General features: G+C 63.1%; 14 protein-coding genes and 1 pseudogene. 12 read left to right on the forward strand and 3 right to left on the reverse strand.

Annotation, left to right across the window (positions count from 1 at the left end; translation table 11 throughout):
* From AC5RWT_RS27415 to AC5RWT_RS27435, 5 genes are all read left to right on the forward strand, one after another.
* The coding region (locus tag AC5RWT_RS27415; protein ID WP_494082953.1) for a polysaccharide deacetylase family protein at positions 1 to 797 on the forward strand (797 nt) is incomplete at its 5' end.
* A 29-nt stretch (positions 798 to 826) separates the two neighbouring features.
* Positions 827 to 2,164 carry an MFS transporter gene (locus AC5RWT_RS27420; RefSeq protein ID WP_494082954.1) on the forward strand — a complete coding sequence of 446 codons (1,338 nt, stop codon included), beginning with the start codon at positions 827 to 829 and terminating at the stop codon, positions 2,162 to 2,164.
* 40 nt (positions 2,165 to 2,204) lie between these two features.
* On the forward strand, positions 2,205 to 2,984 hold the full coding sequence (locus tag AC5RWT_RS27425) for an SDR family oxidoreductase (RefSeq protein WP_494082955.1): 780 nt from the start codon (positions 2,205 to 2,207) through the stop codon (positions 2,982 to 2,984).
* Between the two features lie 17 nt (positions 2,985 to 3,001).
* Positions 3,002 to 3,754: an SDR family NAD(P)-dependent oxidoreductase gene (locus AC5RWT_RS27430; protein ID WP_494082956.1), complete on the forward strand. Its 753-nt coding sequence runs from the start codon at positions 3,002 to 3,004 to the stop codon at positions 3,752 to 3,754.
* 1,086 nt (positions 3,755 to 4,840) lie between these two features.
* On the forward strand, positions 4,841 to 6,181 hold the full coding sequence (locus AC5RWT_RS27435; protein WP_494082957.1) for a SpoIIAA family protein: 1,341 nt from the start codon (positions 4,841 to 4,843) through the stop codon (positions 6,179 to 6,181).
* Positions 6,182 to 6,339: 158 nt separating this feature from the next.
* Here AC5RWT_RS27435 and AC5RWT_RS27440 read toward each other — a convergent pair whose 3' ends face one another.
* Entirely contained in the window at positions 6,340 to 6,876 is a 537-nt protein-coding gene (locus AC5RWT_RS27440) for a hypothetical protein (protein WP_494082958.1), read from the reverse strand.
* Positions 6,877 to 7,324: 448 nt separating this feature from the next.
* Between AC5RWT_RS27440 and AC5RWT_RS27445 the strand changes: the two genes are divergently transcribed.
* The 3 genes from AC5RWT_RS27445 (at position 7,325) to AC5RWT_RS27455 (ending at position 9,109) form a co-directional block, all read left to right on the forward strand.
* Entirely contained in the window at positions 7,325 to 8,098 is a 774-nt protein-coding gene (locus AC5RWT_RS27445) for a hypothetical protein (protein WP_494082959.1), read from the forward strand.
* A gap of 275 nt (positions 8,099 to 8,373) precedes the next feature.
* A complete protein-coding gene (locus AC5RWT_RS27450; protein WP_494082960.1) occupies positions 8,374 to 8,832 on the forward strand; it encodes a sortase domain-containing protein in 459 nt (152 codons plus the stop codon).
* 103 nt (positions 8,833 to 8,935) lie between these two features.
* Positions 8,936 to 9,109, forward strand: coding sequence for a hypothetical protein (locus AC5RWT_RS27455; protein WP_494082961.1), 174 nt, complete (start codon positions 8,936 to 8,938; stop codon positions 9,107 to 9,109).
* Positions 9,110 to 9,289: 180 nt separating this feature from the next.
* Here AC5RWT_RS27455 and AC5RWT_RS27460 read toward each other — a convergent pair whose 3' ends face one another.
* Positions 9,290 to 9,769 carry a GNAT family N-acetyltransferase gene (locus AC5RWT_RS27460; RefSeq protein WP_494082966.1) on the reverse strand — a complete coding sequence of 160 codons (480 nt, stop codon included), beginning with the start codon at positions 9,767 to 9,769 and terminating at the stop codon, positions 9,290 to 9,292.
* A gap of 596 nt (positions 9,770 to 10,365) precedes the next feature.
* On the opposite strand from AC5RWT_RS27460, the gene AC5RWT_RS27465 reads away from it, so the two are divergent.
* Together AC5RWT_RS27465 and AC5RWT_RS27470 are read left to right on the forward strand one after the other, a co-directional pair.
* Positions 10,366 to 11,310 (forward strand): alcohol dehydrogenase catalytic domain-containing protein, encoded by a 945-nt coding sequence (locus AC5RWT_RS27465; RefSeq protein WP_494082962.1) that lies wholly within the window; start codon positions 10,366 to 10,368, stop codon positions 11,308 to 11,310.
* 205 nt (positions 11,311 to 11,515) lie between these two features.
* The gene (locus AC5RWT_RS27470; RefSeq protein WP_494082963.1) at positions 11,516 to 11,737 is read left to right on the forward strand and encodes an oxidoreductase; all 222 of its coding nucleotides are present in this window, start codon (positions 11,516 to 11,518) and stop codon (positions 11,735 to 11,737) included.
* Between the two features lie 389 nt (positions 11,738 to 12,126).
* On the opposite strand, the gene AC5RWT_RS27475 is transcribed toward AC5RWT_RS27470, so the two are convergent.
* Entirely contained in the window at positions 12,127 to 12,783 is a 657-nt protein-coding gene (locus AC5RWT_RS27475) for a 4a-hydroxytetrahydrobiopterin dehydratase (RefSeq protein ID WP_494082964.1), read from the reverse strand.
* A 248-nt stretch (positions 12,784 to 13,031) separates the two neighbouring features.
* Between AC5RWT_RS27475 and AC5RWT_RS27480 the strand changes: the two genes are divergently transcribed.
* Positions 13,032 to 13,631: an LLM class flavin-dependent oxidoreductase gene (locus AC5RWT_RS27480; protein WP_494082965.1), complete on the forward strand. Its 600-nt coding sequence runs from the start codon at positions 13,032 to 13,034 to the stop codon at positions 13,629 to 13,631.
* Positions 13,632 to 13,661: 30 nt separating this feature from the next.
* A pseudogene (locus AC5RWT_RS27485) lies at positions 13,662 to 13,881 on the forward strand (superoxide dismutase); the annotation flags it as partial.

The following is a 13,881-nucleotide window of genomic DNA, read 5'->3' on the forward strand; positions in this document are numbered from 1 at the left end:
ACATCTCCCGCGGGCTCTTCGCCGGCGAGGTCGGCGTGCCCCGGCTGCTTCAGCTCGCCCAGCGCCGTCAGATGCCCGTGACCTGGTTCTGGCCGGGCCACTCCGTGGAAACGTTTCCGGAGCAGTTCGACGCCGTCGTTGCTGCCGGGCACGAGATCGGGGTGCATGGCTATAGCCACGAAAATCCCATCGCCATGACCCGGAAGCAGGAGACCGAGGTTCTTGACTACTGTAGCGACCTTATCGAGCAGCGTTCCGGGCGCAAGCCAGTTGGCTATGTGGCTCCCTGGTGGGAGTTCTCTCCGGTGACCAATGAGATCCTGCTCGAGCGCGGGTTCCTCTATGACCACTCGTTAATGCACAACGACTTCATCCCGTACTACGTGCGGGTTGGGGACAGCTGGACCAAAATCGACTATGAAGCCGAGTCGGCCCGGGAATGGATGAAGCCGCTGGTGCGCGGCCAGGAGACCGATCTCATTGAAGTGCCGGCTTCCTGGTATCTCGATGACCTGCCTCCGATGATGTTCATCAAGTCCAGCCCCAACAGCCACGGCTTCGTCAGCCCCTGGGACATCGAGCAACTCTGGAAAGACCAGTTTGACTGGGTGTACCGCGAGATGGACTACGCCGTCTTCCCCATCACCATCCATCCCGATGTCTCAGGCAAGCCGCAAAACCTGCTCATGCTCGAGCGGCTGTTCGACCACATCCAACAGCATGACGGCGTTGAGTTCGCCTTCATGGAAAACCTCGCGCGGGACTTCGCCGCCCGCCACCCCCGCCAGGACTCCTGAGAGTCCTGGCGTCAAGGAAAGCAACTGCCATGTCATCTCTTCGTTCCCCCCGCGGCCGCTCCGTTGAGCCGTGGAATGTCAAGATCACCAAAACGACGATCACGCAGGTCTCGGTCGTCTGCTTTATCGCCTGGGTCGCCTCGGTCTACGACTACACACTGTTCGGCACCCTGCTGCCGGTCATCGCTGCGGAGTTCGGCTGGACGACCGCTCAATCCACCGCCGTCAACACCTTCGCCACGATCGGTGTTTTCATCATCTCCCTGCTCGTGGGCAGCATTCTCGACCGGATGGGCCGCAAACGAGCCCTCATCATCCTCATGCTCGGCGGGGCCGTGGCTTCCGGCCTGACAGGCCTCGCAGCCGGCGCCGTCAGCCTTGTCATCATCCGCTCCTTCACCGGGTTTTCCATGTCCGAGGAAGTCGTCAACGCGGTCTACCTCAACGAGATCTACAAGGAGGCCAAAAGCCGAGGCCTGATGTACTCCCTGGTACAGGGCGGCTGGCCGGTCGGGGCCCTTATTTCTGCGGGTCTCTCGGCGCTGCTGCTGCCGATCATCGGCTGGCGCTGGACCTTCCTGGTGGCCGCCGTCCTGTCCCTGATCGTGGTGGCCCTGGCCTTGCGGCTGCCCGAATCGCCCACCTTTGCCGCCATGCAGGAGGTTAAACGCCGCCGTGCCAGCGGCGACGTCGACGGTGCCCATCGGTTGGCAGACGAACACGACCTCGAGGAGGCAGCCCACCATGCCACCGGTGTGAAGGATGTCTTCACCCCCGAGCTGCGCTGGCACACCATCCTCCTGGCCCTGTCATGGTTCTTCAACTGGCTCGCCATCATGACCTTCTCAGTCTTGGGCACCACCGTCCTGGTCAATGCCAAGGGGGTTTCCTTCGACAACGCCCTGATCATTCTGGTCCTGGCCAACGCAGTGGGCTTTGTAGGCTACGTCTTCCACGGCTGGCTCGGCGACAAAATCACCCGGAAGCGCACCGTCGTCTTCGGCTGGTTGGCGGGCGGCATCGTCAGCCTGATCATGCTGCTGGGCCCGGGCAACCCGGCCATCATCATCCCGCTGTACGCGCTGACCCTCTTCTTCCTCACCGGCCCCTACGCGGCGCTGCTGTTCTACATGGGCGAGTCCTTCCCCGCCCACGTGCGCGGCATGGGCACCAACGTGGCCCACGTGATGGCGCCAGTTGGCGGCATCGCCGGCTCCGGCCTGCTGTCCATCCTGCTCACCGCCGGAGTCGATACCGGCTGGGCGGCGATCATCACCGGCACCGGCGGACTGTTCGTGTCGGCACTGTGCATGGCCGGCACGCACACCATCCACGATGCCCATCAGAGGACTACGGTGATCGCATGACCTCCCCCGACACTAAGGACGGCAGAAGGATGGTGGCCGCATGATCCGCGACGACGGGCTCGAGGGAAGGGTCGCGGTTATCTCCGGAGGCGGCAGCGGGATCGGACGGGCGCTGGCCGTAGCCTACGCCCGGGCCGGCGCCCACAGTGTGATCGGCTACCTCCCCTCGGACCCCCACGACGCGACCGATACGGTCCGTGCCGTGGAGGACGCTGACGGACGCTGCGTCGCAGTCCCCATGGACGTGCGCCAATTCGAGGACACGGAGAAGCTCGCGCAAGCGGCGCTGGACGAGTTCGGCCGACTGGATATCTCGGTGGCCGCGGCCGGTATTCTGCGCCGGGCGGCTCTGGCCGACATGACCGACGAGGCGTGGGACGACATGATGGCGGTCGACCTCTCCGGCGTCCTGCGCGTCTTCCGTTCCTGCAGCATGCGGATGGACCGCGGCGGCGCGATGGTTGCCACGTCCTCGATCGCCGGCGGCGTCTACGGTTGGGAAGAACACAGCCACTACGCCGCCGCCAAGTCCGGTTTGCTCGGCCTGTGCCGGTCTCTGGCTGTGGAGCTGGCGCCGCGCCGAATCCGGGTCAACGCTATTATCCCCGGACTTATCGAGAGCCCGCAGTCCCTGGACGCGGTGAACTCGCTGGGCCGGGAGGGCCTCGACGCAGCCGGATCCATCATCCCGTGGGGCCGGGTAGGCAACGTCGACGAGGCCGCCCGCGCCATCCGCTTCCTCACCAGCGAGGACTCGGCCTACATCACCGGGCAACAGCTCATTGTCGACGGCGGGCTGACCGTCCGCTGGCCCAGTTGAATCGGACAGGAGTTGAGATGGGAGAACAGCTCGCAGACAAGCTCGCCGTCATTTCCGGCGGCGGCGGTGGCATCGGTGCGGCCATCGCTCTGCTCTTCGCCCAAGAGGGTGCAGACGTGGCGCTGCTGGACCGGGACGAACAAAGCGCCGCGGCCGTAGCGGACGAAGCCGGCACCTTCGGCCGCCGCACCGCGGCCTTCGGCGTGGACGTCACCGACGGCGAAGCCGTCCGGCGGGTGATGGACGACGTGGCTGCCACGTTCGGCGGCATCGACATCCTGGTCAGCGCCGCCGGCATTCTCGACGAGACACCGCTGCTGGAAATGACCGAAGCGACGTTCGACAAGACCATCGCCGTGGACCTCAAAGGCGTGTTCCTGGCTGCGCGCTGGGCCGCCCCCCACATGGTGAAGCGCGGCGGAGGCCGGATCATCAACATCGCCTCGCAGCTCGGACTCAAGGGCGGGGTCGGCCTGACCCACTACGTGGCCGCCAAGGCGGGCGTGATCGGCATGACCAAAGCCATGGCATTGGAGTTGGCCGGGCACCACATCCTGGTCAATGCGATCGCCCCGGGGCCCATTTTCACTCCCTTAATCGAGGGACTCTCCGACGAGTGGAAGGCTGCCAAACAGGCGGAGCTTCCCATCGGCCGCTTCGGGCAGGCCCACGAGGTAGCACCGACTGCCCTGCTGCTGGCCTCCTCGCCCGGTGGAGACCTCTACACCGGGCAGACACTGGGCCCCAACAGCGGGGACGTGATGCCGTAACCGAGTCAAAAGGTCTTGGGGCGTAGTCGGGGACGGTTTTGTTTTCCTCAGCTGCGAGGGTCCGGCGACCCCGCCACCCCTGTCTGCGACGGAAATGCTTTCGCCCAAACGGTTATTCAGGGCGTGACACTGCGCTGTAACGGACCACGTATGTGCTGTTATCGGAACTGGCTCCTCGGATTGTTGATGCTCCGGACGGACGGTATCTTCGGCTCGCATAAGTTCGGCCAATTGAGCGGCCTCGCCGCGGGGGCGTTAGTCTGTGCTGATTTCCCTGTGTGCGCAGCTTTTCGAAACCTTCGTCCGGCAAAGAAACCTCCGAAACTGTTGCCCGCAATTCATTCCGCCCCTACCCTGAACTCAACGACAGGAGACAGGCATGGAATTCGCCATCATCATTGCCATCCTTTGTGTGGCGTGCATTGCCTGGGTGGTTTTCGGCGCCCGCGCTGATCGCCGATCAATAAAGAGTGGCCGGGCTTACGCGAGTACGGATGCAGCCAGCACGGGAGCCTCTGGAGCCACTGCCTATGGAGGAGATGCCGGAGGCGGCGGCGACTGCGGCTGAGAGGAAGCACAAAAGCCCGGACCGTCATCGGTCCGGGCTTTTTCCTGCGTAAGCTGCGCAACGCGACCCCGCCCAGCGGATGGGCTGCTGAAGTGCGCGTGCCCAGCAGGTTCTGGTGTAGCTGCTGCCATCCTTCAGCTAGATCTTTGCGTGCATCGTAGTATCGGTTTCCAACTTGTTGCCTTCTGTGAGGGCCGGACCCGCGGGGAGCAAGGCGCCGGATCGGCCGCCGGCCGGGTAGGCCGGTGCAGGGAGGGGCAACACGATTGCCTGGTCCGAGCGTTCAGGAAAAAGCCGTCCTCAGCACGTCTTTCATCTGGGGGAATTTTTATACCGGCCGAATTTACAAGGGTACTGACCGGATTTTACTAAGAAAGCTGATTAGTTGAACTTTGCAGTATTCACGATATAGGGATTATGCTTTGCAACGTTCTTGAGGAAACCTTTACCAAACGCTGACAGAAGGCCAAGAAATGCCCGCTCCATCCCTACCCGTCTCGCGGGCAAGCAGTGAACGATTGCGCCTTCCCGAAGCTAGGTGCTGTCCTGAAGTCGAATTGTTCCGGGACGACGTCGTTTTTGTCCGGTGGCCGGCCGACGCCGTGATCCGGGAAGTGGACGCGCTCGAGGCGATAGAGCAAGTCGAGAAGGTGAGCAGCAATCAGCCCAAGCCCATCCTGGTGGACATGCACGGAATGAGGTCAGTCAATTCACGTGCGTTGACTAACTTCGCGCGCCGCGTTCCTGCCACACGCATGGCTCTCGTGGGTACTTCGCCTGTTGAGCGGACGATCGCGCAGTTCTTCCGGGCGGTCCATGATCCTTCCTACCCGGTGTCGTATTTCACCAGCGGCGTACAGGCCTTGGAGTGGTTGAAAGGCGAGAGTTACAAGCCGACTCCTACTGCTGCACCCGCACCGCAGAACGGGCAGATCCACGCCTCCTACACCGCCCGTCACAAGGGGCACAGGCACATTTTCCGCTTCCACAAGGCGTTGCACGGCCTCCGTGCACCGGTCGTGGGGCTCACCTCCGGTGCCCCTTCCTCACCGGTTCGCCGCATCGCCGTCAACGAGATTGTCCACGAGACGCCCGTCACCGTCTCAGCGGAAGCACAACAGCTCCTCGCGACAGCTTTCAGGGGCCAGACCGGTGCCAAGACCTTCCCCATGGCCCTTGCCGTCGCCGACGCTCTGGACCATGTGAACGTACTGTCATTCGTGGAGGTGATCAGCCGCTGTGCACCTGCCGAACGCGGTCTCATCAGCGCACACCTGTATCGGCACTACCGCCGATCCCCGGCCAAGCTCGCACTCTGGGTCACCACCGCCGAGCAAACCTACTTCCACGCCCGGGCTTGCGTTGCAAACAGCGGCATCCGGAGGGCAAGGTTGAATCCAGGAAAAATCACCGCAGCCCGCATCACCGACCGCGACAGCGCGGGACACAATGTACGACAAGAAGTCCGAGACGCCATCAGTCTGGTCAACGGGCTCGTCCACTCACCGTGGCCCGGACAGGTGGGCATAGGTGCCCAACGGAATATTGTAAGTCTCGGCGCGTCCCTGGCGCGGCTGCTTGTGACCGAGGGGGACAAGCACGGCCTAACCGCTTGTTACCGCGAATACACCGACATCTACGACGCCCGGTACAGCATCGTCGAGGAAGGCACAGGTCTGATCGATTTTGTCCTGAAGCACCCGGAAGCCACGGACCAGCTTTGCGACTACATTGGAAGCGGAAGGTACGACAACCCCCAAGGCCTGCTGCGCGCCATAACCTCAAGTTCCCAGTTTCTACGTCTAACCCGGGGCGCTGAAACAGGGCCAGCCACCACCGCGCGAGACTCGGCCGCGTGAGCCAATGGCACAGAGGCTAGGCCGCTGAAATCAACAATCGAACCATCGGTTGGATGAATTGATCCGTCTGCCGTGGCCACTCCGGAAGCAGCTCCGCCGCGCGCCGTCAGGACGTTGTTAAATCGCCCGACGCCTAGGCGATGCAACCGGGCTGCTTTCTAATGGGCGATGAGCAGTTTTATCGTCACGATAATGGCGGCGACGACGGCCACACTGATGCCGCCCCATAGGGCTCCTGCACGGGCGGACCTGGCGGTCAGCCTTCGGACGACGAAACCGATGGAGGCAAGACGGACCAAGATTAAGGTGGCTGCCGCGGCGAGGCCAAAGCGGTCGTCAAACCTCCCCAGCGCAGAAAGGAATACCATGGCCGCCGGCATAAGTCCGGATGTCAAAATCGGGACGGCATCGCGCAGTTGTTGCAGTATCTCCGTGCGGGAGAGTTTGCCGCCCACCGCGGAAGCGCTGAAACCGTTGGCGAGAACGTGTGCTAAAAAAGTGGTCAGTGCTGTTCCGAGAATGTAGATGAGAGCTTCACCGGTCCGCACCCCGGATGGAGTGGAGGCGACAATGGCAGCCAGCACCAGGACATTGCCGTACACGTAAGCGGAGATCCGGATTACGGCTCTGGGAGTATTCACCTGCCCGCCCGCCCGGTCGCGCAGCCGGATTGACCATGGTCCACGATTGGTCATGGCCTCAGCCTAGACCGGTGAAGGCCGGCCGCATGCTCGCATCGGCGTATCCTCGCGGAAGGGTAACAGGGGCCCCGCTTGGAAATGTTTGCTTCGAGCTTGGCCGTCGTCGTTGCTGAGTGAGCTGAGTGGATCGTGCTCGGTTCGGATGTGGCCTGGCAGGGTCTGATCGATAAGGACGAGGCCGGAGGATGTCAGTGTTACCTGTTTGCCCCGGCCGTCCGCTTCATTTTTCGAGCGGCTTGGCGAGAGAGGGCGTTGCCCGTAGCCTGCCTGGCCCACGTATCCGTGCAGTCCGAGTTGGTGCGGAGGGGGCTGCCCCCGGTTAGGACCGGGTGGTTGACGGGAAACTCGGAGTAAAGGCTGTTCAGATCGAGGGCGTTGCAATAAGGTGTGACGCACGGTAGACACCGTAAGCACCCTTACTATTTCTTGAGAGGCCTACATCATGAAGGCACAAACTCTTCTTATTGCTCCTGCGGTCGCGCTTGGCGCGATGGCTTTCGCGGCCGGGCCAGCCGTGGCCCAGGACGGCGTCTGGCAGGCTAATCTTGCACCGGCTAACAACAGCGGCACCGCCGGACAGGCCATGATCGAGATACACGGCCAGCAGGCAACCGTCAGCATGAACGTCTCGGGCGCCGCCGAAATCTGGATGAACGCGCCGTTCCCGCACGGCCAGCATATCCACATCGGCGGCCAAGGATTGTGCCCAGGGCCGGCAGCAGACACCGACGGCGACGGTGTCGTAAGTTCGCCCGAGGGCGAACCTTACGCCGGTGCCGTCAGTACTGCGCTGACGGTTCAGGGGGACACCAGCCCGGCCTCGATGGTGGCAATCGACCGCTTCCCCGCCGGCGGCGCCTACACCTATGCACGGACCCTGACCCTGGATCCGGCAACAATAGAGGCCATCCAGGCCGGGACAGCAACGGTGGAGGTCCATGGCGTAGACCCGAACAAGCTACCTCCGGCTGCCCAGCAAAAAATGAGCCCTGAAGCCCCGTCACTGCCGCTGGCCGCTACACTTCCCGCGGCCTGCGGAACCTTGGTGGCCTCCCAAATGGCCGGACCGATGCCTAACGGCGCGCCCGAGACAGGCATCGAGACCGCCACGCAAACAGATGGAAGCGCAATATCCGTCGCCGCTGGTCTGGGAGTTCTGCTTGCCGCTGGCGTTACGGCGGCCGCTGCCCGCCGGCGCTCCGCGGCCAAGGACTGATTGGGGTGAACACGGCCAGGACGGGGCCGCCCTTATTCGCCGGGCTGGCCCTTGTCCTTGCCCTGAATGCCGGGTGCGCTGCACCCACCGCGACCGGGGCACCGCCGTCCTCCTCACCCTCGAGCACCGCCGTCGAGCAGGCTCCTGGCGCGGGCCAAGAGCGCGAACCATGGCAAAGGCCGGAACAGGCTGACGCACACAAAGCCGCACCCAAAGCCGCCGTTCCCGCTTCCGACGGCAGTTCCCGTGTTTTGGAGAAAGCCAGGCCTTCAGCTTTGAGCATTCCCCGGATTGGTCTTCGCAGCGACATCATCGGCCTCGCACAGCAGGAGGATCACACCTTGGAGGTGCCGCCCGGAGAGGCCGGTTCCCCGGCAGGGTGGTACACCAATTCCCCGACACCGGGGGAAAGGGGGCCCTCGATCCTCCTGGGGCACGTCAACTCCTTGGGCGGCGGCCCGGGCGTTTTTGCCAGGCTGAACGAACTAGTGCCCGGAGACGAGGTCAGGGTAGAGCGTGAAGACGGCACGACCGCGGTCTTCCGGCTAACCGTTATCAAACGCTATGCCAAAGACAGCTTCCCTGCCCTGCAGGTGTACGGGAATACTAAACAGGCAGAGATCCGGCTCATCACCTGCGACGGGTACAACCCGCAGAACGGCAGATTTGAAGACAACCTTGTGGCCTACGGGAAACTCGCCGTCGCCTCCGGAGGCGCGGGGGAGAAGGGATGAACGCCGCCGACGACGGAGCGCGGGCTCAGTGAATAGCTGCACCGGCAGCAGCAGTTCCGGGAGACAAGCCAAGAGGCATCAGGTGGGAAGAAAGGAGCCAACGGTGACTGATAAACCCCAGAACGGCAACCCCCAGAACCCTGAAGAGGGGATCGATAGCGACGACATCAAGGAAATCCAACAGGATGAGGACCTCACACCAGCGGACCGGATGGACCTCATCGCCAACGCCGTCGCCGAGGAGGAGGACTCGGAAGCGGTAACAGACGAGTCCTAAAACAGCTGACGGCAAATCGGAACCTGCGGTTCCCGGCAGGGATCGTGCAGCCCTAAACCGACCTCCGCCCGCCGGGCTTGCTGAAGCGCCGGGAGCTGTTTGCTTCGCGTTTGGCTGACGCCACCAAAGCCAGCGGTCTCGCAATTGTTCTTGGCGCCGGCCTTGCAGTCAGGCTTCGCCTCAACCCGAGGGCGGAACCGACTGGTTGACTGTCCCATCAGATCCGCCCGGGGCTGGTGCCCGAGGCGCTACCGTCTTACGGTAAAGCCGCGAAGGCTGAGTGTAGCCGTGACGTTCGTAGAACCGGTGGGCTTGTTGACGTCGTTCTGATGTCGAAAGCTCCAACACGGCAGCTCCCAGATCCCGCGTCACTTGCTCCGCCGCTTTAAGGAGCAACGCACCGACACCGCGGGAGCGCTCGGCTTCGTCGACCACCAACGCTGTGAGTCTGGCCTTGTAGCCGCTCTCGGCCAGGAACGGCACCCGATGGACGTGCACTAGACCGACCACTCGAGATCCAATCTCCGCCACAACGCACCGGGCGTCCGGCGAATCGGCACTCACCCAGGATCGCACCCAGTCCTCTTGAGGGGAGTAACCCAGTTGTGCGAGCAGGCGCGCCATCACGGGGACATCGGTGACACGAGCCCCACGAATCATCAGGGCGGAGGTCTCAGCGACCACGATGACCTTCTCTCTCCGAAGGAGCCCGGTGGAAATCAGAACAAGTTGGTGACTGCCAGTATCCTCTTCTCCTGGATTTTGTGTGGGTCGGTTCGGGGCTGAAGGTGTGCCGAAACCGTGGACCACGAGTCAAATGCGCGTTTGCGGCACTCCACCCCAGAAAGTGCCGCGTGCGCTGACTGTTCGCGTGATTCGGCAATTCCGAGCTGGTCCAGGGAACGTTGAGCACGGCGACTGATTCGGCCGCGGTGAGATCGACCCGGGAGGCCGTACGGTACATCTGCAGCCGGTACACCAGCCGGCCGTCGCGCCAGCTGGCGGGTAGCCAACCGGCATCAGGTTTCCATGCCGGATCCAGTCCTCCTCGATGAGTTTTGAGTTTCCATTTTGGAATCCACGAAAAGCTACCCCCTTAAAGCCGAGCGGGCGGGCGACGGAGGCAGGTCCGGAAATGTTGCGGCGGGCTTCCAAGAACGCAAGAACGGTCGTCGGATTTGCGGAATATATGGAAGAGCATAGAGTAAATGCATACGCATATAAATAGTGTGCGTATGCAAGCTGAAGGAGGAACCATGCAGGCGTGGGTTATGGAAGGGATCAATCAGGATCTGAAGCTTCAGGACCTGGACAAGCCCTCACCGGGTCCAGGTGAGGTTCTGATCAAGGTCACTGCCGCCGGCATCTGCCACAGTGATGTGGGATACGTGCAAGGAGAAATCCCCATCATCGTCGATCTGCCCATCGTGCTGGGACACGAAGTAGCCGGCGTCGTTGAGGAGGTCGGTGAAGGCGTCACCGGGTTCAAGGTGGGCGACGAAGTAGCCCAAGGAGTCGTTGCGTCGGACGCACCCGGAGTGACCCGCGATGGCGGCTTTGGTGAATACGTCATCGGCAAGGTCGACAGCCTGGTGCACAAGCCTGCCAACGTGGAGTGGTCCCAAGCAGCCGCGGCAACCGATGCCGGGGTCACCTCCTACAGCGGCGTGGTTGTCCATGGCGGGGTCGAGAAGGGGATGCGTGTGGGCATCCTCGGGCTGGGCGGCCTGGGGCTGACCGGCGCCCGCATCGCCGTCATCAAGGGTGCCGAAGTGATCGGCATCGAGCCGCGTGAAGAGGTTTGGCAGGCCGCCAAGGACCGCGGCGTGTCCCGTGTGGTCAAGGACATCAGTGAACTGAAGGGTGAAGACCTGGATGTCGTGGTCGACTTCGCCGGCTTCGGCACCACCACCGTCGGCGCCTTCGACGCCGTCAAGGACGGCGGCAAGGTCGTGCTGGTAGGCCTGGGTAAGACCACCTTCGAATTCGAGTCCTTCGGCTTCATCACCAGAGCCATCACCCTTCAGGGCTCAACTCCCGTCGGAGACCCCAAGCATTTGAAGAACGTGCTGGAGATGATCGACTCCGGGCAGTTGGAAATCGTGTCTGCGAACGTTGGTTTCAACGACATCCCTGAGGGCCTGGATCGCCTGGCCAAGGGAGGCGTCTCAGGCCGCCTGGTGGCACGCTACGACCAGTGATGACAGGCTGACCCGTGACTTGTGGGGTCCCGCCCGCACCCGCGACGGGACCCAACAAGCGCGACTGGAGGACGTAGCAAAGTTACGGCAACCAGGCGTCACCTCGACCCGTTCACACCCTGCAGCCCACTCACGATCGGCCGGTCCCCACTAGCTTCAGTTGTCGCCGCTCACGGTCGAGGTTTCGACACAGGCGAGTGAGTGGTTGAGTCCGAATGCGTCGGCGGCAATAACCCGGGAGCAGATGGAGGAGGTCCGCCAGGGCTTCGTGGCCCGCGCGCTGCGCGCGAAGGAGGCCGGGGTCGACGGCGTGGAAATCCACGGCGCCAACGGCCACCTGCTGGACCAGCTCCTCACCGACTATTTCAATCTGGGCACCGACGAGTACGGCGGCTCCCCGCAGAACCGTGTGCGTTTCCCCGCCTAGATCGCCCGCGCCGTGCGCGAGGCCGTGGGCCCGGAGATGAGTGTGGGCATTCGGATCTCCCAGTCCAAGGTCAGCGACCACGACTACAGGTGGGCCGGCGGCGTCGAGGAGGCGGAAGTTATCTTCTCCACCCTGGCCGCGACGGGCGTTGACTTCGTCCCTGGGCAACAGGGACTGGCCAGACCGAGTCCGTCAAAGGCCTGCCCCGCAACGAGATCGACTCGAGTCTGTTCGCGCCGTTGGCCGCCGTTAAGGACTGGGAGCTCGAGTTGCTCTCCAGAGAGTCGGTGGTTCTTCGAGCAGCCGGTCGACCGACGGCGGCGCGCGCGGCGGCCGTGCGGCCAGGTCAGGCTGCGGGCCCTGGCCAAAGTAGGGTGGGTTCACCCCGTCTAGTCGCCGCGTCCGGCTTCAGTGCTGATGCATAGCCGGTTGCCTTGGACGTCAGTGGCCACTACCCACATGGGCGCATGTTCATCATCGAGTGTTGCACCAACGCATGCCAGAGCATTCAGAGTCGAGGCGCTTTCGCTGAACGGGACAGTAACGTCCAGGTGAAAGCGATTCACGTTGGGATTCGGGGACTCCTGGAACCAGATGGCAGGACCCCTGCCATAGGGATCGGTAAGGCTTCCGTCTTGCTGCATCCTGTAGCCCAGTGCAGTTCGCCATACTTCCGAAATGGCTTCCGGGGCATCGGTGTCGATGGCTATCTCCACTGTGCGCAGGAGTTCCGGGAGAGGCGTGACGCCAATGGCTTGGGCGTGCTTCGATATCGAGCGCGCCAGCGTCACGTCACGCGCCGTCACTCTGTCTCCGGCATCGTGCGAAGTGAGCGTGATGAACAAAGTGTCGTACCGCCAGTCCACATCAGGGTGGTGATCGGATTCCTGTGCCAGCTCGCCGATGGTGGAAAGCAAGTCCAAGGCAGCCGCGGGTGATTCACATCTGATTGCGGTCCGCAAAGCACCCAAACCGTAGCGCCATTCCGGCAACTGGGTCAGATTTGCTTGGATTTGCTTCTGGTTCAAAACCTCTCTTGCTGGCATAACTTTCTCCTCCGGGTTTCGAGCTATAGGTTGGGGCCTCCCCAAGTATCTGGAATGCCGAGGGAATCCGACCTCTGCGACTTGCCCGGGTCCGGTATTCAGCTCGTTCAGAGGCTTGCTGTGTGCAACGATATCCGGAGCCCGTAGTTATGGTGATTGACCTACTCGGTCCAAGGCAGTTGCATCTACAAAGCGAGGACTACCCGGTCGGCTTCCAGAGGCCCTCCACAGCGCTCGGTCCCGCCGACATGGGTCCACTTCAACCCGGCTCCCGTCGGCCGTCCCTAGACAACCTTGCCGTCGTGCCCCGCCCGGTGAACGGCCGGCTGCCGATCTGGCTGGCCACCGGCGGCAACGCCGGATCCTCCGCCCGCGCCGGACAGCTGGGCCTGCCAGTTTCCTACGGCATCATCGGCGGAGCCCCGCACCGATTCGCCCCGCTCGCCGAGCTCTACCGGGCCACCGCGGCCCAGACCGGACACCCAACGGAAAACACGAAGGTCTCCGTCGCCGCCATCGGGCTGGGTGCACCCACCAAGCACGAGGCGCTCAGCCGCTTCTACCCCGGCTGGCACAACCTCAATGTCGAGATGGGCCGGCTGCGCGGCTGGCCCGCCCCCGACAAGCGCGCCTACCTCGCCCAAGCCGAAGCGCCCGGCGCCTACTACATCGGCGACCCGGACGAAGTGGCCGAACGGATCGTCCATCTGCACGGCTACATGGGCCACATGCGGCACTTCCTGCAGATGGACATCGGCGGCCTGCCCCACGAGCACTTCCTCGAATCCCTCACTCTGTTGGCCACCGAGGTAAAGCCCCGCGTCGAGCGCCTCCTGGCCGCCAAATAGCCCACACCACACGAAAGAAGGAGCAACAACATGAGCACGTACCAACTGCCCGAGCTCGATTACGATTACGCAGCCCTGGAGCCGTATATCTCGGCCCGGATCATGGAGCTGCACCACTCCAAGCACCATGCCACCTATGTGGCCGGCGCGAATACCGCCCTGGATCAGCTCACCGAGGCACGGGCCAGCGGCGACTTCGGCAACGTGCCGAAGCTGTCCAAGGACCTGGCCTTCCACCTGGGCGGCCACA

The sequence above is a fragment of the Arthrobacter sp. Dra40 genome, from assembly GCF_059091905.1.

What these genes read in the sequence shown, in the direction of transcription:
- AC5RWT_RS27420 (WP_494082954.1), top strand. Translation starts at nt 827, where the DNA reads ATGTCATCTCTTCGTTCCCCCCGCGGCCGCTCCGTTGAGCCGTGGAAT.
- AC5RWT_RS27425 (WP_494082955.1), top strand. Translation starts at nt 2,205, where the DNA reads ATGATCCGCGACGACGGGCTCGAGGGAAGGGTCGCGGTTATCTCCGGA.
- AC5RWT_RS27430 (WP_494082956.1), top strand. Translation starts at nt 3,002, where the DNA reads ATGGGAGAACAGCTCGCAGACAAGCTCGCCGTCATTTCCGGCGGCGGC.
- AC5RWT_RS27440 (WP_494082958.1), bottom strand. Translation starts at nt 6,876, where the DNA reads ATGACCAATCGTGGACCATGGTCAATCCGGCTGCGCGACCGGGCGGGC.
- AC5RWT_RS27445 (WP_494082959.1), top strand. Translation starts at nt 7,325, where the DNA reads ATGAAGGCACAAACTCTTCTTATTGCTCCTGCGGTCGCGCTTGGCGCG.
- AC5RWT_RS27460 (WP_494082966.1), bottom strand. Translation starts at nt 9,769, where the DNA reads ATGATTCGTGGGGCTCGTGTCACCGATGTCCCCGTGATGGCGCGCCTG.
- AC5RWT_RS27465 (WP_494082962.1), top strand. Translation starts at nt 10,366, where the DNA reads ATGCAGGCGTGGGTTATGGAAGGGATCAATCAGGATCTGAAGCTTCAG.
- AC5RWT_RS27475 (WP_494082964.1), bottom strand. Translation starts at nt 12,783, where the DNA reads ATGCCAGCAAGAGAGGTTTTGAACCAGAAGCAAATCCAAGCAAATCTG.
- AC5RWT_RS27480 (WP_494082965.1), top strand. Translation starts at nt 13,032, where the DNA reads ATGGGTCCACTTCAACCCGGCTCCCGTCGGCCGTCCCTAGACAACCTT.